Origin of the sequence: Bradyrhizobium sp. HKCCYLRH3059 (assembly GCF_051168035.1) — a bacterium.
Taxonomy (GTDB): Bacteria; Pseudomonadota; Alphaproteobacteria; order Rhizobiales; family Xanthobacteraceae; genus Bradyrhizobium.
Genome location: NZ_JBNPUF010000003.1, coordinates 309,158 through 328,504, shown reverse-complemented (window position 1 = coordinate 328,504; position 19,347 = coordinate 309,158). Strand labels below are relative to the sequence as shown.

The following is a 19,347-nucleotide window of genomic DNA, read 5'->3' as shown; positions in this document are numbered from 1 at the left end:
TCACACCGCCAGTCTGGTTTGACGCAGCAAGGGCCGCGCGAACAGCTCGGCGAGATCGCCGGCCTGCTCAAAACCCTGAATCGGCGTGAAGATCAGCTCGATCGACCATTTGGTCGTGAGACCCTCGGCCTCCAGCGGATTGGCGAGGCCGAGCCCGCACACGACGAAATCGGGCCGCGCGGCGCGGCAACGGTCGAGCTGGCGCTCGACGTCCTGGCCTTCGCTGAGCAGGACGCCCTGGGGCAGGAGGTTCAGCTCGAAGGCGAGATGATCGCGGTGCAGATAGGGCGTGCCGACCTCGACCAGCTCCATGCCGATCTCGCGCGCCAGGAAACGCGCCAGCGGGATCTCGATCTGGGAGTCCGGAAACAGGAAGACGCGCTTGCCGGCGAGCTGCGCGCGGTAGCGCGCCAGCGCGCGCTCGGCCCGCGCCTTCAGCGGCGCGAGGGTCCGCTCGACATGGGGGCGAGAGACACCGAAGGCGTCGGCGGCGGCTGCGAGCCACAGCGCGGTGCCTTCGCCGCCGAGCGGAAATGGCGCAGCGATGCGGCGGCAACCGCGCTCCTCGAGCGCACGTGCGGTGTCGCCGAGGAAGGGCTGCGCCAGCAGCACGCGCGTCTCGGGGCCGATCGCGGGCAGCTCCGAGGAGCGGCGCGGCGGCAGGAAGGAGACCTGGTCGACGCCGATTGCCGCCAAGGTCCGCCTGAACTGGTCCTCGACGACATCGGCGAGCGCGCCGACCACCAGCAGCGATGGCCGCGCAGCCCGATCGGCTGCGGGGAGCACCGGCACCAGCGACGCGAGGCAGGCATCCTCGCCTTGCGTGAACGTCGTCTCGATGCCGCTGCCGGAGTAGTTGAGCACGCGCACATCAGGTGAGAAGCGCTGCGACAGCCGCAGCGCCGCGCGTGACAGGTCGAGCTTGATCACTTCCGACGGGCAGGAGCCGACCAGAAACAGCAGCTTGATCTCGGGCCGACGCGCCAGCAGCTGTGCGACGATGCGGTCGAGCTCGTCATTGGCGTCGACGAGGCCGGCGAGATCGCGCTCCTCCATGATGGCGGTGGCGAAGCGCGGCTCGGCGAAGATCATGACGCCGGCGGCCGACTGGATCAGATGCGCGCAGGTGCGCGAGCCGACGACGAGGAAGAACGCGTCCTGGATCTTCCTATGCAGCCAGACGATGCCGGTGAGGCCGCAGAACACCTCGCGCTGTCCGCGCTCGCGCAGCACGCCATCCGGTGACGATGCAGCTGAAACGGTGCAGGCTTGCGCGGGAATGGTCATGACGCGCGCTCCACGCTGGTGACGGCGGCCGGCGCCATCGCCTCGTCCTGCAGCCGTGCCGCGCGCAGCTTGAGCAGGAATTGCGCGGCGTTGATCGCGTAGGCGGCGTAGGCGGCGAGCACGAGCAGCATCTGCTGCTGGGCGCCGCCGATATGACCGATGATCGCGGCCAGATAGGCCGTATGCAGCGCGATCACCAGCATCGAGAACACGTCCTCCCAGAAGAAGGCCGGTGCGAACAGATAACGCCCGAACACGACCCGCTCCCAGATCGAGCCGGTGATCATGATGGTGTAGAGCAGCGCTGTTTTCAGAACGACCGAGGCGGTCGCGAGCCAGAGTCCCTCGCCGGTCGCGAGATAGCGCGCCACGAGTCCGAGGCTGATCAGGAAGACGAGGAATTGCAGCGGCGCCAGAATGCCCTGCACCAGGGTCCATGGCGTGGCGTCGCGCCGGCGCTTTTCCTCAGGCGTGTAAAGCGCTTGCCGCTTTGCACGCGGCGCCGGTTCAGGCGCGAAGCAGAGCTGGTTCCAGAGCGACGGATCGGTGGCGGATGTGAACTGGGCGTCACACCATGTGTAAAGATGATTTGACAACATCGGTGCCCAGTGATGCGATGACGACAACCACAGGGGGATTTGTGGTGCACCGCACTCGGTCTGATCAGCGCTACGTTGTGCAGTTCGCAGGTGGCGCATCGCAAATCCCCGAGTGCGAGCCCGATGGGGAAACGCTAGACCTGGGCAGGAAGAGTGTCAATCAAAATTGACGTCAAATAATATTGACGCAACGAGTGACGTGCGCTCATATGGAGGGGAGGCGCTTATGACCGAGCTCAATGAGACAGCCCGATTTCCGCGAGCCCGCTTTCGGACGAAGCGTGGGCAGCCCGGCTTTCATGCGCCTGCATCGCCGCGCATCATCGCGCCGCTGCGCAACACACGTCACCCCCAACTCAACGACGCGATCGAAGCCGAGATCATTCCGCGGCTCGTGATGGCCCATGCCTCCGCGCTCGAACGCGTCCCGGCAATCATCACGGCCTCGGCGCAGGAGGCGGCCGATTTCGCCGAACTCGTGCTGGATGCGGACGATGTTGGCGCGGTGGCCTGCATCCAGGCGCATCGCGATCACGGCGAGACCCTGGAACGCATCTATCTCGATCTCCTGGTCCCCACCGCGAACCATCTGCGCCATCTGTGGGCCGACGACGAGCGCGACTTCGCCGACGTCACGCTCGCGCTGTGGCGGCTGCAGCAGCTGCTGCGGCATTTCAGCTCGGCCTTCTGCGCCGAGCTCTCGGTCGCGCCCGCGGGGCTGCGCGTGCTGCTGACCACGGCGCCGGGCGACAGGCGCGAGCTGGGCCACATGATGTTCGGTCTCGTGCTGGCCGGCGAGTTCTTCCGTCGCGACGGCTTCGAGACCTGGATCGAGCCGGACACGGCCGATCGCGGCTTCGTCGAGACGCTTCGCTCGCAGTGGTTCAACGTCGTCGAGTTCTTCGCCAACAGCGACAAGAAGCTTGACGATCTTGCCTCGAACATAAGGATGGTCCGGCGCGAGTCCTCCAACCAGGATGTCGGCGTGCTGGTCTGCGGTCCTGCTTTTATTGAACGGCCTGAACTCGTTCTCCTGGTCGGCGGCGACGGTGTCGTCTCCGATCCGAGCAGAGAGGCTTCGCAAGCCCGGCACGTCGTGAGTCTTCTGACCGAACGGCGATAGCTGAGGGTGCAGTGAAGATGAATGCTGGAACGAGACTTGCCGCGCGAAGGCTCCTTGACTGGGAGGACAACGGCGTTGGTGAGGGCGTTCAGAGCTCCGAAAGAGTCGCTTGGCGACCTCAATGCGGATGTTGCGGGCATGCTGGTGGCCGCAGCGTCCGACATTGCGCTCGCGCTCGACGCCGACGGCAACATTCAGGACCTGGCTTTTCAACAAGCCGGCCTGCCGCTTGAATTGAGAAACACAGACGCGTGGATCGGCCGATCCTGGCAAGCAACAGTGTCCGAGGAAAGCCAGACCAAGCCAGAGCTGCTGCTCGCCGAAGCCTCCCAGCGCAAGGTGTCGCGCTGGCGCGAGGTGCGTTATCCGGCCGCGCGCGGACCGGACATCCCGATCCTGTTCGCGGTGGTGGCGATCAAGGGCGCGGCGCGCTTCATCGCGGTCGGCCGCGACGTGCGCGCCACCGCCGCGCTCCAGCAGAAGCTGATCGAGGCGCAAGTTGCCATCGAGCGCGACTACTCGCGCATGCGCAACGCCGAATCGCGCTACCGGATCCTGTTTCAGATCACGGCCGAGCCGGTGCTGATCGTCGATGCGGTGAGCCATCGCATCGTCGAGGCCAATCCGGCCGCGGCCGCCCTGCTCGACCATGGCGCCGCCAATCTGATCGGCAAGCTGTTTCCCGACGTGCTGCTGCTCGACGACATGGCGATGTCGCAATCCCTGTCGCTGGCGATCCGCTCGCAGGGCAAGATCGAACGCGCCAAGATCCGGCTCGACGGTGGCCGCGACTATCTGCTCGACGGCACCTTCTTCCGGCAGGACAACTCGTCGCTGTTCCTGCTGCGGTTCTCGCCGCAGACGTCGCAGCCTGCGCTCCCCAGGACGTCCGACGTCAACACCCAGCTCGTGCAGTTCGTCGAATCGGCGCCCGACGGCTTCGTCATCACCGACATGGACGGCCGCCTGCTGCACGCCAACGCCACCTTCCTCCAGCTTGCCCAGATCGAGAACATGCACCAGATCATGGGCGAGACGATCGACCGCTGGATCGGCAAGTCGGCGATCGATTTCTCGGTCATGCTGACCAATCTGCGCCAGCATGGCAGCGTGAAGCTGTTCTCCAGCGTCGTCCGCGGCGAGCACGGCTCGCCGGTCGATGTCGAGATCTCCGCCAGCACGGTCGGGGCGCCCGGCCAGACCCGGCTCGGCTTCACCATCCGCAATGTCGGCCCGCGCATCTCCGGCGACGGCGGCGACCACGGCTATATTCCACGCTCCCGTGAGCAGCTCGCCGAGCTGATCGGCCGCGTGCCGCTCAAGGAGCTGGTGCGCGAGACCACCGACGTGATCGAGCGGATGTGCATCGAGACGGCGCTCAAGCTGACCGGCGACAACCGCGCGACCGCGGCCGAAATGCTCGGCCTCAGCCGACAGAGCCTCTACGTCAAGCTGCGGCGCTATGGCCTTGCCGAGCCGAGCGAAGAAGACAGCCAGTTGGAATAGGTGGAACAGTTGCAATGACCGAGATCGCGCCCGTCCCGATCGCTCCAAGGATTCCTTCAAGGCTTCAGCCCTCGGCCGTTCTCGAGCTGTTGAAGCCGATCACCTGGTTTCCGCCGATCTGGGCGTTCGGCTGCGGTGTGGTGTCGTCAGGCGCGCCGCTGACGACGCGCTGGCCGATCGTGATCGCGGGCCTCGTGCTCGCCGGGCCGATGGTGTGCGCCACCAGCCAGGCCGTCAACGACTGGTTCGACCGTCATGTCGATGCGCTCAACGAACCGGACCGCCCGATCCCGTCGGGCCGCATTCCCGGACGCTGGGGCCTTTATATCGCGCTGATCTGGACGGTGCTGTCGCTCGGCGTCGCCACCCTGCTCGGCACCTGGGGCTTTGCCGCGGCAGCGCTCGGCCTTGCGCTCGCCTGGGCCTACAGCGCGCCGCCGATCCGCCTGAAGCAGAACGGCTGGTGGGGCAACAGCGCTGTCGGCCTCTGCTACGAAGGGCTGCCCTGGATCACGGCGGCGGCGATCATGAGCGCGCAGGCGCCGTCGTGGCCGGTGCTTTCGATCGCCCTGTTGTACAGCGCCGGCGCGCACGGCATCATGACCCTGAACGACTTCAAGTCGATCAATGGCGATCGCGTCAGCGGCGTCAACTCGCTGCCTGTGCTGCTCGGGCCCGAGCGCGCCGCGCGCCTCGCCTGCATCACGATGGCGCTGGCGCAGGTCGCGGTGCTCGTGCTGCTGGTCGTCTGGAGCCGACCGGCCCATGCCGCGATCGTCGCAGCGCTGATCGCGGCCCAGCTGGTGCTGATGCGGCGGCTGATGACGAACCCGCGCGAGCTCGCGCCCTGGTACAACGGCACGGGCGTGCTGCTCTACGTGCTGGGCATGCTGGTCACGGCGTTCGCGCTGGCGGGGTTGTCGGCATGAGCAGCGCTGCGTCCGCTCCTCTGTCCTGGTTCGGCATCGTCAGGCTCGGCCTGGTGCAGACCGCGCTCGGCGCGGTCGTGGTGCTGACGACTTCGACGCTCAACCGCGTCATGGTCATCGAACTGGCGCTGCCGGCGATGATCCCCGGCCTGCTGGTCGCGATCCACTATGCGATGCAGGTGCTCAGGCCCTGGCTCGGCCACGGCTCCGATGTCGGCGGGCGTCGTTTCGCCTGGATCGTCGGCGGCATGGCCGTGCTCGCGGCTGGCGGCCTGCTGGCCGCAGCGGCCACTGCGCTGATGGCGACCCACCTCGCCCTCGGCCTGACGCTCGCCGTGATCGCGTTCATCATGATCGGCATCGGCGTCGGCGCCGCCGGCACGTCGCTCTTGGTGCTGCTCGCCAAGCGTACCGCGCCAGAGCGGCGCAGCGCCGCCGCCTCGATCGCCTGGATCATGATGATCGCAGGCTTCATCGTCACCACGGCGGTGGCCGGCAAGGCGCTCGATCCGTTCTCCGGCGAGCGGCTGATGCTGGTGTCGGGCACGGTCTCGGCGGTCGCCATGGTGCTGACGCTGCTCGGCGTCTGGGGCATCGAGCAGCCCGACACCTCTGCCGAGACGACCTCCGCCATCGCGGAGCGGTCGGGCTTCATGCAGGACTTCCGCGAGATCTGCCGGGAGCCGCAGGCGCGGCGCTTCGCGATCTTCATCTTCGTCTCGATGCTCGCCTACAGCGCACAGGACCTGATCCTGGAGCCGTTCGCCGGCAGCGTGTTCGGCATGACGCCGGGCCAGACCACGCAGCTCTCATCGGTGCAACACATGGGTGCACTGATCGGCATGATCCTGATGCCGGCGATGGCGAGCCTGCATGCCGATTGGCGGATGCGGCCGCAGCCGTGGATCATCGGCGGCTGCCTCGCCTCGGCGCTGGCGCTGCTCAGCCTGGTTGCGGCCGCGACCGTCGGCCCGGCCTGGCCACTGCGCGCTTCCGTGTTGCTGCTCGGCATCACCAACGGCGTCTACGCCATCGCCGCGATCGGCGCGATGATGAACATGGTCAGCGAGGGCCGCGACAACCGCGAGGGCACGCGCATGGGCCTGTGGGGCGCCTCGCAGGCAATCTCGTTCGGCATCGGCGGCTTTGTCGGCACCGCGGCGGCCGACGCCGCGCGCCATTTCATGCCGACGACCGCCTCGGCCTACGCGGCGGTGTTCGCCGCCGAAGCGGCACTGTTCGTCCTCTCCGCCTGGCTCGCGATCTGGATCAAGCGCCCGCGCGAGCCATCACCGACGCTGGCGGCGCAGCCGGCCAATCTGGGAGCCTGACCGATGAGCCCCTCCTCCAACCCGGAATGCTTTGATGTCGTGGTCGTCGGCGGCGGTCCCGCCGGCGCCACCGCCGCCAATGATCTGGCCCGCCAGGGTCATCACGTGCTGCTGCTCGACAAGGCCGGCCGCATCAAGCCGTGCGGTGGCGCCATTCCGCCGCGGCTGATCGCCGAGTTCGAGATTCCCGACCATCTGCTGGTGGCCCGAATCTCGTCCGCCCGCATGGTGTCGCCGAGCAACCGGGACGTCGACATGCCGATCGACGGCGGCTTCGTCGGCATGGTCGATCGCGAGCACTACGACGAATGGCTGCGAGCGCGCGCCGCCGCAAACGGCGCGATCCGCCGCACCGGGACCTTCAGCCATATCGCGCGCGACGACGACGGCAAGTCGGTGGTGCACTATGTCAGGCGCATGGACGACGGCAGCGTGCGCGAGGACCGTGTGCGGGCCCGAGCCGTGATCGGCGCCGACGGGGCGGTCTCGGCCGTGGCGCGCCAGTGCATCCCCGAAGCCAGCGAGATGCGCTACGTGTTCGCGTATCACGAGATCATCCGCTCGCCGGACCGCAGCCATCCGGTGTTCGATGCCGCGCGGTGCGATGTCGTCTATCGCGGCCGGCTGTCGCCGGACTTCTACAGCTGGGTGTTTCCGCACGGACCGACCACCAGCATCGGCACCGGCAGCGCTCATAAGGGCTTTTCGCTGCGGGGCTCAGTCGCCGAATTCCGCAAGGCCGCCGCGCTCGACGATCTCGAAACCGTCCGCCGCGAAGGCGCGCCGATCCCGCTGAAGCCGCTGTCGCGGTGGGACAATGGCCGCGACGTCGTGCTGGCCGGCGATGCGTCCGGCGTGGTGGCCCCGGCCTCCGGTGAGGGCATCTACTACGCAATGGCCGGCGGCCGCGCGGCCGCCGTCGCCGTTGCCTTGTTCCTCAAGACCGGCGATGCGGCCGCCCTGGCCACCGCCCGCAAATCCTTCATGCGCAAGCATGGCGCCGTGTTCTTCATCCTCGGCATGATGCAGCGCTACTGGTACACGAACGACGCCCGCCGCGAGCGCTTCGTCGCGATCTGCCGTGACAAGGACGTCCAGCAGCTGACCTGGGACGCCTACATGAACAAGGAATTGGTCCGCGCCAAGCCGCTGTCGCATGTGCGCATCTTCTTCAAGAACATCGCGCACCTCACCGGGCTCGCGAGGGCCGCCTAGCGGCTCGCGCAATGGGTGAGCTGTTTCGCAGCCCGCATCTGGTCGACCTGATCCTCGCGGTGGTCGCCGTGGAGTTCGCCGCCGTGGCGTGGATCTGGCAGCGGCACCGCCGCGGCATCAGCCCGCGGGCGCTGTTCCCCAACCTGCTTGCCGGCGTCTTCCTGCTGCTGGCGCTGCGCTGCGCGCTGATCGGGGCGCCTTGGTTCTGGCTCGCAGGCTGTCTGGCGGCCTCGGGTCTCGCCAACGCCGCCGATCTGCGGCAGCGCTGGCGATGAGGGGGCGGCCGATACCGATCACTTCTTCTCGGAGAACGTCTTCAGATACGCGATGACGTCCTTGCGCTGCTGCTCGTTGGCGAGCTTGAACACCATCTTGGTCGATCCAGTGGCCTGATCCGCTTTGCCCTTGTCGGTGAGGAACTTCTTCAGGAAGGCGTTGGGATCTGGGAGGTATGCGAAGATGTTGTCCTCGGTCCAGACCAGCCCGGCCTCGCCGGCATGCTTGTTCAGCTCAGAATAGGCGAAGCCCGGATAGGTCCCGGTAGGCCGGCCGACCACGCCGGTGAGCACGGGACCGACCGCGTTCTTCGCCTCCGGTCCGATCCGATGGCAGGTCATGCACTGCTTGAAGACCTGTTCGCCCTTCGCAGCGTCGCCGCCGTCCAGCGCCAATGCGGCGCCTCCCGACGTTGCAACCACGACTGCCGCAACCAAACCCGCCTTGAGCATGTGCATCCTCCCAATTTGTCGTTCCGTTAGCCCATGTGACCTCATCGTTACATTTATCAGTGTCATGATATCTTGTCATTCTCACCCGAGTGATTAAGTCGCAGCTCGAACATGCAATAAGCGCAGGGATACCAACGAAAGCTGGATGCTCTGAAATAAGCCTTGACAGCGAGCGCCCTGCATGGGCTAACGACATTCTCAAGACTCTCAATACGTTAGCGGGATGGGGCGCAACACCTTCAAAATGCGCGCCAAATGAACTGGCCGCGATCCCCCGAGCGTCTCAAGAGGGTGCCAAGATAACGGGTGCCAAGACCATGGCCGAGTTTCACGGTCCACGACCCGACGTGACATTGCTGCTGGACATGGACGGCGTGATCCGTGAGGCGACGCTGTCGCCGAACATGTCAGCCGAGAATGTCGACATCTGGCTCGGCCGTCCCTGGTCCGAGATCGTCGATGATGCGAGCGAGAAGATCGAGCGCATCATGCAGGACACCAGGCGGACCGGCATTTCCGCGTTCCGACAGATCACGCAGCGATTCCCGAGCGGTCTCGAGCTGCCGATGGAATTCACGACCGTGCTGCTCGGCGGCCGGGCCGGCATGCTGGCGATCGGCAAGAATCTGCAGGCGGTCGCGGAGCTCCAGGCCCGGCTGATCTCGGCCCAGCAGACCATCGAGCGCGACTACTGGAAGCTGCGCGAGATCGAGACGCGCTACCGCTTGGTCATCGAGGATTCCAACGAGGCTGTGCTGCTGACGAAGGTGTCAGATCTGCGCATCGTCGAAGCGAATCGGACGGCGGCAGCCGCGCTCGGCGTTTCAAGCCGGCGCCGGGACAATCTGGTGGGCCGCGAGTTCCTGCAGGAGATCCCGCAAAAGGATCGCGAGCCGGTGGAGCTGATGCTGAGGCGCGTCCGCGACCAGGGCAAGGCGCCGGGCATCGTGATTCACCTCGGCCAGGACACCGCCCCCTGGATGCTCCGGGGATCGCTGATGAGCAGCGACACCGCCCCGATGTTCCTGCTGCAGATGGCGCCGATCGGCAAGGCCGCGCAGCCCGGTCCGCTGCCCGACGATCCCGAGGCGCTGATCGACAATCTTCCCGATGCCGTCATCAGCATCGATGGCACCGGTGCCGTCAAGCGCGCCAATCGGGCCTTCCTGGAGCTGGTCGAGGTCGGATCGAAAGAGGCGCTGATCGGCGAGAAGCTCAGCCGGTGGCTGACGCGCCCCGGCGCCGACCTTTCGGTGCTGATCTCCAACGTCGAGCGCCATGGAGCCGTCCGACTGCTGTCGACCACGATCCAGGGCGAGCTCGGAACCGAGACCGAGGTCGAGATCTCGGCCGCCGCCCATGGCCTCGACGGCCAGCGCCGGATCGGCCTTGTGTTGCGCAACATCGCCAGGCGGTTGTCGCCCACGGCGGAGCATGACAATCTGCGGGTCGCCCTCGCGGGCATCAACGAATCGGTCGGCAAAACACCATTGCGCGACCTGGTGAGGAGCACGGTCGAAGTCGTCGAGCAGCATTACGTCCGCGCTGCGCTCGAGCTCGCCAACGGAAACCGGACGTCGGCTGCCGAAATTCTCGGCCTCAGCCGCCAGAGTCTTTACGCCAAGCTCGATCGGTATAATCTGAGCCAGCTCGAAGAAAGCGACGAGGAAACCGAAAAGGGGAGATAGTTGCCCGTTCCGCTGACAACGCCGGCCTTCGGCCACGCTACTCTTGCGGATTGCGAGCGTGAACAGATTCATCTCGCAGGCTCGATCCAGCCGCACGGCATTCTCCTGGCGGTCAAGGAGCCCGACAACATCGTCATCCAGGCCAGCACCAATGCGGCCGCCTTCCTCAACACCGGCTCCGTGGTCGGACGTCCGTTACGCGATCTTGGCGGCGATCTCGCGCTGCAGATCCTGCCGCATCTCAACAGCCCGCTTCATCTGGCTCCGATGACCCTGCGATGCACCGCCGGGGCGCCGCCGCGCCGGGTCGACTGCACGCTTCACCGGCCCTCGAATGGCGGGCTGATCGTCGAGCTGGAGCCGGCGACGAAGACGACCAACATCGCGCCTGCGCTCGACGGCGCCTTCCACCGCATCACCTCAGCCTCATCGCTGCTCGGCCTGTGCGACGAGACGGCGACCATCTTCAGGGAGATCGCCGGCTACGACCGCGTCATGGTCTATCGCTTCGACGAAGATGGCCATGGCGAGGTGTTGTCGGAGCGGCGGCGGCCGGATCTGGAGGCCTTTCTCGGCAACCGCTATCCGGCGTCCGACATTCCGCAGATCGCGCGCCGGCTCTACGAGCGCAACCGGGTGCGCCTCCTGGTCGACGTCAACTACAGGCCTGTGCCGCTGCAGCCGCGCATCTCGCCGCTCAACGGCCGCGATCTCGACATGTCCCTGAGCTGCCTGCGCAGCATGTCGCCGATCCACCAGAAATATCTGCAGAACATGGGTGTCGGCGCGACACTGGTGTGCTCGCTGATGGTCAGCGGAAGGCTGTGGGGACTGATCGCCTGCCATCACTATGAGCCGCGCTTCGTGCCGTTCGACATTCGCGCGGCAGGCGAGGCGCTGGCCGAGACCTGCGCGATCCGGATCGCGGCGCTGGAGAGCTTTGCCCAAAGCCAGTCCGAGCTGGTCGTGCGCCGGCTGGAGCAGCGGCTGGTCGAAGCGGTGTCGCGCGACGGCGAATGGCAGGCCGCGCTGTTCGACGGCTCGCAGTCGCTGCTGCAGCCGCTCGGTGCCAGCGGCGCGGCGCTGCTGTTCGAGGGCCAAGTCACGACCGCCGGCGACGTCCCGTCGACGCAGCGCATCCGCGACCTCGCCGCCTGGCTCGATCGCCGGCGCAACACTCCGGGAGCAGCCCCCGAGGGCTTGACGGCGACCAGCTCGCTGACGCTCGATGAGCCGTCCTTTGCCGACATCCGCTCGATCGCCAGCGGCTTGATCGCCGCTCCGCTGTCGGCGAGCGAGGGCGAGTATCTGTTGTGGTTCCGGCCGGAGCAGGTCCGGACGGTGACCTGGGGCGGCGATCCGCTCAAGGCCGTCATCATCGGCGACGATCCGTCGGATCTGTCGCCGCGGCGCTCGTTTGCGAAATGGCATCAGCTGGTCGAAGGCAAGTCCGAGCCGTGGTCGAGCGCCGAGCTCGCCTCCGCCCGCGCGGTGAGCGAAACGGTCGCCGACGTGGCGCTGCAGCTGCGTTCGGTCCGCATGGTGATCGCGCAGGACCAGCTCGCCACGATCAGCGCTCAGGTGCTGCGCTCGGAGCAGCCGGTCATCATCGCCGATGTCGAGGGCCGCATCCTGCTGATGAACGAAGCGTTCGAGCAGCAGCTGCGCGCCCCGCATCCGCACATCCCGCATCTGCGCGATCTCGGCAGCTACTGCACGGCGCCGGCGGAATTCCGCGCCAATCTCGACGACCTCATGCGCAACAAGCGGAGCTGGCGCGGCGAGCTGACACTGACGGGCGGCGCCTCGCCGCAACGGCCGTTGATGGTGCGCGCCGACCCGGTGATCGCACCGTATGATCGCGTGCTCGGCTTCGTGCTGATCTTCTCGGACTTGACCGAGCGCAAGACCGCCGAGGCGGCCCGGGCGCGCTTCCAGGAAGAGATCGACGGCGCCCGCCGGCCGACGCTGCGGCTCGATCAGAGCGCAAGCCTGATCTACAAGGAGCTCGCTGCCTCCACCGTGGAGAACGCGCAGCTCGCGGCGCTCGAGGTGACGCACGGAGCACAGGCCGGCAGCATGCCGGAGATGCTGGAGAGCATCCGCAATTCGACCACGCGGACACTGGAGATCCTCGAGCACCTGGTGTGGTACCGCTCGCAGAGCGAAGAGTGACGGCGGGCCGCAGCTCTCGTCCGGGCGACCTCGACTGCCTTGTCCGTCCTGTCCCCGGAGAGCCAATCTGGATTCGAAAATCTCCCGACGTCGGCCTCTGCGATCCAAGTTGCGGCTGGGCCGAATTGGAAGGGCATATGCGATTGCCCTGCCGGAAAGGAGGAGCGGAGCCCACCGCCCTCGGGGGAGGACGCGGGGTCTCACGCGATCGTATTCGACCAACCCGATGGCGAAGGATCAATCAGGCCTCCGCACATCACGTTCTCAGCCCGGCCGCCTCCTGCAGCGCTTGCGACAGCGTGATGTTCATCTCGAACGCCAATGCCGCCTCCTCGACGACGGTCTCATGCTCCGCCATCGCCGCGCCCGCCTGCTCCAGCACGTCGCGGTAGTCGTCCTTGAACTGCGGGATATCAGCGATCTCGGGGAATTCGTAGAACGACGTCGCCTCGGGCCGTAGCTCGAGCGAACGCGCGAGAATCTTCTTGATGATCTGGCCGCCGCTGAGATCACCGAGATAGCGCGTATAGGCATGGGCCAGCAGCCGATGGCCGGAGCCGGCTCCCGCTTCCTGGATGACCCGGACATAGGCGATGGCCTCGGGCAGCAGCGGCAGAGGGCTCGCGTCGAACCACGCAAGATCAAGCTTGATCGCAGCACTGCGATGCAGCTCCGGCCGCACGATGCGGCCCATCACCGGCGTTCCCTGATGGCGGAGCAGCTCCGCTTCGAGCGTCTCGTAGACCGGCAGCAGATTGCGCAACAACAACGCGTAGGCCTGCCGCGTGCCGCGTCCCCGCAGCAGCTCGGCGACGATCCCGGTCCGCTCCGCGGTGACGTGCAGCGTCTTGGTACGCTCGCGCATCGCCTGCAAGAGACTGGCCGGGCGCGCGCTGCGTCCGGCCGTCTCGATCCGATCCAATTCGACTCTGTCCAACATGCCTCGACCTGCAGCAGTCAGCGCGGCGGCGCCAGCCCGTGTTTCACGCCCCAGTCGAACCAGCTGTCGACGACGGTGCCCGACAGTAGGATACCGATGCCGCCGGTCAAGGGACAAAGCACGGCGAACCACCAGGCCCAGCGATGGATCGATTCGGCCGTGGCATTGAAGCCCATCGTCCAGCGCCAGAACAGCGCACCGCGTTCGAAGGCCGTGCCGCGGTCGACGATCTGCTCCAGCTCACGCTCGCCGCCGTATCGGCTGATCGCGAGCACCGTCGCGCCATGCATCGCGAACAGCAGCGCCGATCCGTACAGGAAGGCGATCGAGAGCATGTGGAATGGGTTGTAGAACAAATTGCCGTGGGTGATGGAGAAGTTGTTGGTCCAGTCGAGATGCGGGAAGATGCCGAACGGCACCGCCTCGCTCCAGCTCCCCATGAAGATCGGCCGGATGAAGCCGAGCACCAGATAGAGCCAGATCGCCGCCGCGAACGCCCACGACACATGCGTGCCGAGGCCGAGCGCCCGGGCGCGGCGATAGGTGCGCGCCCACCACAGCAGGATCGACGTCGTCAGGAAGAAGCCGGCCATCAGCCACCAGCCGCCCTCCTGCAGCGGCGGGAAGATCTGCAGGCCATATTCCGGCGCCGGCGGTTGCAGCGCCAGCCACGGGAACTGTCGAATGAACTCGAGCGGGCTCCAGTTCACCGACGCCAGCATGTTGAGACCGATGATCTCGATCGCGACGAAGCCGGACATCAGCGAGGCGAGGCCAAGGAAGCCGAGATAGACCGGCCCCACCTGTGCGTCGCCGACCTTGCCGAACCAGTAGTTGAAGCTGCCCTTGCCGAGCCGCTCCCAGATTCCGGGCTCGATCGGGATGCCCGGGTAGATCGCACTGCGAACTTGGATCTGCGTGAAGATGTTCTGGTATTGGGCCATGGTGACCTCTCCTTGAACTCATTGCGGCGGCGACCAGATCGGGACCCTGCGCCACCACTCCCACCAGTCCGACCAGGCATTGCCTTCCGGCAGCAGCCAGGCGGGACCGGAGATGACGATGCACACCGCGCTGAAGAACACGGCCGACAACGCCAGGAACAGGCCGACCCGGTGGATGCCGAGCGTGCCGACCGAATAGCCGATCAGATCTCGGAACATCGTGTTCTCGTGCTCCGGCGACTTCATCTCCTCACCCCGGCCCGGATTGCTCGCCGAGAGGATCAGTCCGCCGTGCAGCGCGAGCGCGAGACACGTCGTGAAGAAGAACGTGATCGCGATCATGTGCGCAGGATTGTAGTGGAAGTTGCCGAACTGATAGCCGGTGTTCGACACCCAATCGAGATGGGTGATGATGCCGTAGGGGAAGGCGTAGCTCCACGAGCCCATCAGCACCGGACGGATCACCTCCAGCGTGAAATAGGCGAAGATCGCAAAGCCGAAGGCGAACGGTACGTGATAGCCGATCGCGAGCTTGCGGCAGATCTCGACCTCCCGCAGCGCCCAGGAGACGAATGCGCCATGCGCGCACACCGTGATGAGCTGCCAGAAGCCGCCCTCCGTGAGGGGCGCGAACGACAGCCCGTATTTGGCATCGGGCGGGTTGATGCTGATCTGCCAGAGATTCCACGTCGGTCCGAGCGCCGTGGCGTAGAGGATCAGCGCCACGCCGACGAAGGTGAAGAAGATCGTCGTCACGCCGAAGAAGCCGACATAAAACGGTCCGACCCAGAAATCGAAGAGGTCACCGCCGATCAACGTGCCGCCGCGGACGCGGTATTTTCGTTCAAAGCTGAGCATTGCCATCGGTCCTGCCTCCGCTGCCCGTCGCTCGATATGCTGCGTGTCGTGTCGTCGTGTCGTGAATTCGTGGACAAGAGGATTTGGGAAGCGGGCGAACGGGGTCTGCCGCCGTCGCACGTCCGCTTCCCTCTGGTCGTCGAGCTGTTAGCTGAGCTTCAGCGGGGTCGCCGGCTCGGAGATCGACGACGTCTTCGCTGCACGCGGTCCCTCCAGCCAGTTGAACCGGTTGGTGCTGAGCAGGATGAAGTGAATCACCAATGCCAGCCCGAACAGGAACACGCCGAGAGCCACGAGAACCCTGCGGGGATCGAACAACAACCACAAGCGCCACATAGTTTTCTCCTTTCGATCAGGTCAGGTAGGAGAGCACGATATTGGCGTAATGGGTCGCCCCATCCAGCGCCGCCGCCTTGTAGCCAGTCGGCCCGGGCAGCCAGGGACGCCACATCCAGGCGAGAATGTGGGCGACGATCGCAACCGCCGTGAAGACCACAAAGCTCGTCATGAAGATGCTATGGAATTCCCTCGCCTCCGCTTCGGTCAGCCCCGACAGAGAGCCTCCCTTGTTTGGTACGTCCACCATAGTGGTACCTCCTGGTGTTGGCCTTTCGGCCGGATGCCACTCACCGAGATGAGCGGCGTCGAAGCGCCATCCCGTCGCCGGGATGGCATCCATGCGGCGAGCCGCACGAATTCCTAGCAAGCCTTGGAGAGCGAACTCATAGCTCTCGAACTCAAAGTCCCATGAAGGACGAGGTCGCGCAGTTCGCGGCCTTGATCCTTGCTTCACCGACGATCGCGCCGAGCGGCGCGGGCCGGTGGCCGGTGATGATGGAGCCGATCCGGCGCAGCACGCCCTCGACCATCAGCACGGCGAAGCACACCGCGTAGACCAGGAGATAGTCGATGCGCTCGCGCGATCTCGGCGCGACGTCACGATCAATGCGCTCGTATAACGACATCGTCCTCTCCCTGTCCGCTATCCTCGTGCCCTACGCGGCCTGGCCCGTTGCGAGCTGCGACCGCGCATGCGCGAGAACATCTTCCGTCACCTTGTCCAGCCCCGCCTGGCGCGCGCCGCGTTCCGCCGCGTCGCGCAGCCGCTTGGCCGCCGAAATCCGCACCAGCACCGGCTGCGTCTCGATGATCTGATCCAGCGCGAGCTTGGCGCCGTCATCCCACGGCAATTCACGCTCGAGTCGCGCCGGCGTCGCCGCGATCTGGTCGAGCTGGGTGGCGAGCGGCAGGATGTTGAACAGCGCATCGAACAGCGCGTTGCAGACCTCCTGCACGACATAGGTCGCGCCGGAGTAGCCCATGAACGGCGTGCCGGTGTGGCGGCGGATCACCGTCCCCGGGAACGAGGCCGGGATGTAGATCGACCGGCTGCCGGCTTCCGCCGCATACATGCGCTCGTTATAGCTGCCGAACAGCACCAGCGGCGGCCGCTCATGGATGGCCTTGCGGATGGCGTCGTTGTCGGTCTTGGCGCCGGCGCAGCGCGAGATCGCGAAGCTGCAGGGCAGCCCGAGCTCGGTCTCCAGGAAATTGCGCAGGCCCCGCGCGTAGGTCTCGGACGCGACGATGCCGAAGCTCGCGGTGCCGAAGAAGTCCTGCGTCACCGAGCGCCACAGGTCCCACAGCGGCTTGATCGTCGTATGCTTCTCCCGGGTGATGAACGGCTCGGGATCGAGGCCGAGCATCTCGCCCAGGGAGCGCAGGAATTTCGTCGTCGAATGCAGCCCGATCGGCGCCTGCAGATAAGGCCGCTCCAAGGTCTCGCACAACAGCCGCCCGAACTCGCGATACATGCAGACGTTGACGTCGGCATCGACCAGCTTTCCGACATCGGCGAGATGGCTGCCGAGCGGAAACACCATGTTGATCTCGGCGCCGATGCCTTCGAGCAGGCGACGGATCTCGGCGACATCCGACGGCGTGTTGAAGGTGCCGTAGATCGGGCCGATGATGTTGACGCGCGGCTTCTCGCCGTCCTTGCGAGGCCTGCGCTCCGGGATCTTGCGCAGGCCGTATTCGCTCCACAGCCAGCTCAACGCGCGGTTGGCGCTCTGCCACTGGTCCTCGTCGATCGTGCGGGGCAGGAAGCGCTTGATGTTGGAGCCTTCCGGCGTGACGCCGCCGCCGATCATCTCGGCGATCGAGCCGGTGACGACCACCGCCGGCAGATCCGGATCGAGCGCCGCGCGGGCGCGCTTCATCGCCTGCTCGGTGCCCTTCTGGCCGAGCTCGTCCTCGCCAAGCCCTGTCACGACGATCGGCAGCTCGTGCGGCGGCAGGCCGTCGGTGTAGTGCAGCACCGAGGTCACCGGCAAATTCTCGCAGCCCACGGGGCCGTCGATGATGACCTGCAGGCCCTTGATCGCGGTGAAGGCGTAGACCGCCCCCCAATAGCCGCCGGCGCGATCGTGGTCGAGGATCAGCATCACACCATCTCCTCGGACGTGCGCTTCCTGGCCTGCGCCGCGACCGCCTTGCGGAACTTGTCGCGGAATTCGGGACGTTCGACCGGTGTGACCTGCCACACGCCAGCATTGTCGCCCTCGCCGACACCTTCGAAGAAGTCGCGCATCTCGTCGAAGCGCGCCTTGCCTGCGATCGCCGCGTTGACGACCTGCGCCAGCGAGCCGGCTCCGGAGACACCAAACAGCGGCCGCGCCGAGATCAGATTGGTGAAGTAGAGTGACGGGATCGCGCGCGCCTTGGCCTTCTGCACGACCGGCGTGGTGCCGATGGCGAGATCCGGCGCGAACTCATCGACCGCCGCGAGATCCTGCTCCAGCGAGGCGCGGTACTGCACGCGCACACCGCGGCTCTCGAGCCAGGCAAAATCGGCCTCCGACCAGCGCGTGCGCGGACAGGCGGTGCCGACATAGCGCAGATCGGCGCCGCTCTCGGCCAGCAGACGCCCGACCAGCAGCTCCGATCCCTCATATCCCGACAGCGTGATGCGGCCGCGGATCGGCGTGGCCGCAAGCGCCGCGCGAATTGCCGGCAGCACCGCGTTCTTCGCCGCGTCGATCTGCGCGCGCCCGACGCCGCAGGTCTTGCCGACAGCTTCCAGCCAATCCGCGGTGCCATCGCAGCCGACCGGCGCCGAGCCGATGATCGGACGGCCCGCCGTCTCGAACTCGCGGATCGAAGCCGTGTAGAACGGGTGGATCGCCGCCACCGCCGCACAATCCAGCGCGCCATAGAGCTCGCGCCATTCGCGCGTCGGCACGGTCGGACCAGCGGCAAGGCCGAGCGGCGCCAGCATCATGCCGATGCCAACGGGATCGGCGGGGAATATCTCTCCCAGCAGGGTGATGGTCGGCTTGTCGCCGCGTGGCGCCCGCGGCGTCTGCACCGGGCCCTGCTCCGCCTCGCGGCGCGCGTAGTTCAGCATCGCGCCGGCGAGCACATCCTTGGCCTCGGTATGGGTCGGCACACCAAAACCTGGAACGTCGATGCCGATGATGCGGACGCCGTTGATCTCCTTCGGCAGGATCTGCAGCGGCACGCCCGAGGCGGTGGGGACGCAGAGATTGATGATGACGACGCAGTCGTAGTTGGCGGGATCGGCCAGCTTGAAGACCGCCTCACGGATGTCCTCGAACAGTTTTCCGGTGACCAGCGTCTCCGAGTTGAACGGGACGTAGCCGACGCTGCGCCGCGCGCCGTAAAAGTGCGAGGTGAAGGTCAGGCCGTAGACGCAGCAGGCCGAGCCCGACAGCACGGTGGCGGTGCGGCGCATGCGCAGGCCGACGCGCAGCGAGCCGAACGCCGGGCACATGCTCTGCGGCTGATCGTGCGGCCCTGCCGGATAATCGGCCGCGTACCGCGCCAGCACCTCGCTCTTGCCGGCGGCATCCGCCGCACGCTTGAGCTCGGCCTTGCCGGCATGACAGCCGAGCGCCTCGGGCTGCACCGGCAGGAGGCCTGCCTCTGCGCCGCTCTGCGCGCTCATTGCCTGATGGACCACAGGATCGCTCATTGCATTCCATTCCGCTCGTCGGCCGAT

The 19,347-nt window shown here is 66.4% G+C and carries 19 protein-coding genes; 8 read left to right on the top strand and 11 right to left on the bottom strand.

What is annotated here, in order from left to right:
- Nucleotides 1-1,287, bottom strand: coding sequence for a ferredoxin:protochlorophyllide reductase (ATP-dependent) subunit N (locus tag ACQR13_RS12305; protein ID WP_316193179.1), 1,287 nt, complete (start codon nt 1,285-1,287; stop codon nt 1-3).
- Nucleotides 1,284-1,883 (bottom strand): 2-vinyl bacteriochlorophyllide hydratase, encoded by a 600-nt coding sequence (gene bchF / locus ACQR13_RS12300; protein WP_316201213.1) that lies wholly within the window; start codon nt 1,881-1,883, stop codon nt 1,284-1,286. The genes ACQR13_RS12305 and bchF overlap by 4 nt, the downstream gene beginning before the upstream one ends.
- Before the next feature lie 229 nt (nt 1,884-2,112).
- Between bchF and ACQR13_RS12295 the strand changes: the two genes are divergently transcribed.
- The 6 genes from ACQR13_RS12295 to ACQR13_RS12270 are packed head-to-tail and all read left to right on the top strand — an operon-like array spanning nt 2,113 to nt 8,265.
- Nucleotides 2,113-3,009 (top strand): cobalamin B12-binding domain-containing protein, encoded by an 897-nt coding sequence (locus tag ACQR13_RS12295; RefSeq protein ID WP_315750179.1) that lies wholly within the window; start codon nt 2,113-2,115, stop codon nt 3,007-3,009.
- A 21-nt stretch (nt 3,010-3,030) separates the two neighbouring features.
- The gene (gene ppsR / locus ACQR13_RS12290; protein WP_434844495.1) at nt 3,031-4,515 is read left to right on the top strand and encodes a transcriptional regulator PpsR; all 1,485 of its coding nucleotides are present in this window, start codon (nt 3,031-3,033) and stop codon (nt 4,513-4,515) included.
- Between the two features lie 14 nt (nt 4,516-4,529).
- Nucleotides 4,530-5,444: a chlorophyll synthase ChlG gene (gene chlG, locus ACQR13_RS12285; RefSeq protein ID WP_316193183.1), complete on the top strand. Its 915-nt coding sequence runs from the start codon at nt 4,530-4,532 to the stop codon at nt 5,442-5,444.
- Complete coding sequence (locus tag ACQR13_RS12280; protein WP_434862862.1) at nt 5,441-6,775, top strand: BCD family MFS transporter; 1,335 nt, start codon at nt 5,441-5,443, stop codon at nt 6,773-6,775. The genes chlG and ACQR13_RS12280 overlap by 4 nt, the downstream gene beginning before the upstream one ends.
- Nucleotides 6,776-6,778: 3 nt before the next feature.
- Nucleotides 6,779-7,990 (top strand): geranylgeranyl diphosphate reductase, encoded by a 1,212-nt coding sequence (locus tag ACQR13_RS12275; protein ID WP_434862861.1) that lies wholly within the window; start codon nt 6,779-6,781, stop codon nt 7,988-7,990.
- 11 nt (nt 7,991-8,001) lie between these two features.
- Nucleotides 8,002-8,265 carry a hypothetical protein gene (locus tag ACQR13_RS12270; RefSeq protein ID WP_316191951.1) on the top strand — a complete coding sequence of 88 codons (264 nt, stop codon included), beginning with the start codon at nt 8,002-8,004 and terminating at the stop codon, nt 8,263-8,265.
- An 18-nt stretch (nt 8,266-8,283) separates the two neighbouring features.
- Here ACQR13_RS12270 and ACQR13_RS12265 read toward each other — a convergent pair whose 3' ends face one another.
- Nucleotides 8,284-8,718, bottom strand: coding sequence for a c-type cytochrome (locus ACQR13_RS12265; RefSeq protein WP_315714312.1), 435 nt, complete (start codon nt 8,716-8,718; stop codon nt 8,284-8,286).
- A gap of 317 nt (nt 8,719-9,035) precedes the next feature.
- Here ACQR13_RS12265 and ppsR (ACQR13_RS12260) point away from each other — a divergent pair, with 317 nt between their 5' ends.
- Both ppsR (ACQR13_RS12260) and ACQR13_RS12255 read left to right on the top strand, forming a co-directional pair.
- Nucleotides 9,036-10,406 (top strand): transcriptional regulator PpsR, encoded by a 1,371-nt coding sequence (ppsR, locus tag ACQR13_RS12260; RefSeq protein ID WP_315714311.1) that lies wholly within the window; start codon nt 9,036-9,038, stop codon nt 10,404-10,406.
- Nucleotides 10,407-12,581 (top strand): GAF domain-containing protein, encoded by a 2,175-nt coding sequence (locus ACQR13_RS12255; RefSeq protein ID WP_315714310.1) that lies wholly within the window; start codon nt 10,407-10,409, stop codon nt 12,579-12,581.
- A 256-nt stretch (nt 12,582-12,837) separates the two neighbouring features.
- On the opposite strand, the gene ACQR13_RS12250 is transcribed toward ACQR13_RS12255, so the two are convergent.
- The 8 genes from ACQR13_RS12250 to bchY form a co-directional block, all read right to left on the bottom strand.
- Nucleotides 12,838-13,521, bottom strand: coding sequence for a heme oxygenase (biliverdin-producing) (locus ACQR13_RS12250; protein WP_434842800.1), 684 nt, complete (start codon nt 13,519-13,521; stop codon nt 12,838-12,840).
- A 17-nt stretch (nt 13,522-13,538) separates the two neighbouring features.
- A complete protein-coding gene (gene pufM, locus ACQR13_RS12245) occupies nt 13,539-14,465 on the bottom strand; it encodes a photosynthetic reaction center subunit M (protein ID WP_315750173.1) in 927 nt (308 codons plus the stop codon).
- A gap of 18 nt (nt 14,466-14,483) precedes the next feature.
- Entirely contained in the window at nt 14,484-15,329 is an 846-nt protein-coding gene (gene pufL / locus ACQR13_RS12240; protein WP_315810497.1) for a photosynthetic reaction center subunit L, read from the bottom strand.
- A gap of 141 nt (nt 15,330-15,470) precedes the next feature.
- Nucleotides 15,471-15,659, bottom strand: coding sequence for a light-harvesting antenna LH1, alpha subunit (gene pufA / locus ACQR13_RS12235; protein WP_315714306.1), 189 nt, complete (start codon nt 15,657-15,659; stop codon nt 15,471-15,473).
- Nucleotides 15,660-15,675: 16 nt separating this feature from the next.
- Entirely contained in the window at nt 15,676-15,909 is a 234-nt protein-coding gene (gene pufB / locus ACQR13_RS12230; protein WP_315714305.1) for a light-harvesting antenna LH1, beta subunit, read from the bottom strand.
- A gap of 151 nt (nt 15,910-16,060) precedes the next feature.
- The gene (locus tag ACQR13_RS12225) at nt 16,061-16,288 is read right to left on the bottom strand and encodes a hypothetical protein (protein WP_315827731.1); all 228 of its coding nucleotides are present in this window, start codon (nt 16,286-16,288) and stop codon (nt 16,061-16,063) included.
- A 30-nt stretch (nt 16,289-16,318) separates the two neighbouring features.
- Nucleotides 16,319-17,770, bottom strand: coding sequence for a chlorophyllide a reductase subunit Z (gene bchZ, locus ACQR13_RS12220; RefSeq protein WP_434862860.1), 1,452 nt, complete (start codon nt 17,768-17,770; stop codon nt 16,319-16,321).
- Nucleotides 17,770-19,320, bottom strand: a complete 1,551-nt coding sequence (bchY, locus tag ACQR13_RS12215; protein WP_316172527.1) for a chlorophyllide a reductase subunit Y — start codon at nt 19,318-19,320, stop codon at nt 17,770-17,772. Before bchY ends, bchZ begins: the two co-directional genes overlap by 1 nt.
- Nucleotides 19,321-19,347 lie beyond the last annotated feature (27 nt).

Excerpts from the sequence above, each read along its gene's own strand:
- ACQR13_RS12225 (WP_315827731.1), bottom strand. The coding sequence starts at position 16,288 with ATGTCGTTATACGAGCGCATTGATCGTGACGTCGCGCCGAGATCGCGC.
- pufM (WP_315750173.1), bottom strand. The coding sequence starts at position 14,465 with ATGGCCCAATACCAGAACATCTTCACGCAGATCCAAGTTCGCAGTGCG.
- bchY (WP_316172527.1), bottom strand. The coding sequence starts at position 19,320 with ATGAGCGATCCTGTGGTCCATCAGGCAATGAGCGCGCAGAGCGGCGCA.
- ACQR13_RS12250 (WP_434842800.1), bottom strand. The coding sequence starts at position 13,521 with ATGTTGGACAGAGTCGAATTGGATCGGATCGAGACGGCCGGACGCAGC.
- ACQR13_RS12265 (WP_315714312.1), bottom strand. The coding sequence starts at position 8,718 with ATGCTCAAGGCGGGTTTGGTTGCGGCAGTCGTGGTTGCAACGTCGGGA.
- bchZ (WP_434862860.1), bottom strand. The coding sequence starts at position 17,770 with ATGCTGATCCTCGACCACGATCGCGCCGGCGGCTATTGGGGGGCGGTC.
- ppsR (WP_434844495.1), top strand. The coding sequence starts at position 3,031 with ATGCTGGAACGAGACTTGCCGCGCGAAGGCTCCTTGACTGGGAGGACA.
- chlG (WP_316193183.1), top strand. The coding sequence starts at position 4,530 with ATGACCGAGATCGCGCCCGTCCCGATCGCTCCAAGGATTCCTTCAAGG.
- ACQR13_RS12275 (WP_434862861.1), top strand. The coding sequence starts at position 6,779 with ATGAGCCCCTCCTCCAACCCGGAATGCTTTGATGTCGTGGTCGTCGGC.
- ACQR13_RS12270 (WP_316191951.1), top strand. The coding sequence starts at position 8,002 with ATGGGTGAGCTGTTTCGCAGCCCGCATCTGGTCGACCTGATCCTCGCG.
- ACQR13_RS12295 (WP_315750179.1), top strand. The coding sequence starts at position 2,113 with ATGACCGAGCTCAATGAGACAGCCCGATTTCCGCGAGCCCGCTTTCGG.
- pufB (WP_315714305.1), bottom strand. The coding sequence starts at position 15,909 with ATGGTGGACGTACCAAACAAGGGAGGCTCTCTGTCGGGGCTGACCGAA.
- pufA (WP_315714306.1), bottom strand. The coding sequence starts at position 15,659 with ATGTGGCGCTTGTGGTTGTTGTTCGATCCCCGCAGGGTTCTCGTGGCT.
- ACQR13_RS12305 (WP_316193179.1), bottom strand. The coding sequence starts at position 1,287 with ATGACCATTCCCGCGCAAGCCTGCACCGTTTCAGCTGCATCGTCACCG.
- ppsR (WP_315714311.1), top strand. The coding sequence starts at position 9,036 with ATGGCCGAGTTTCACGGTCCACGACCCGACGTGACATTGCTGCTGGAC.
- ACQR13_RS12280 (WP_434862862.1), top strand. The coding sequence starts at position 5,441 with ATGAGCAGCGCTGCGTCCGCTCCTCTGTCCTGGTTCGGCATCGTCAGG.
- pufL (WP_315810497.1), bottom strand. The coding sequence starts at position 15,329 with ATGGCAATGCTCAGCTTTGAACGAAAATACCGCGTCCGCGGCGGCACG.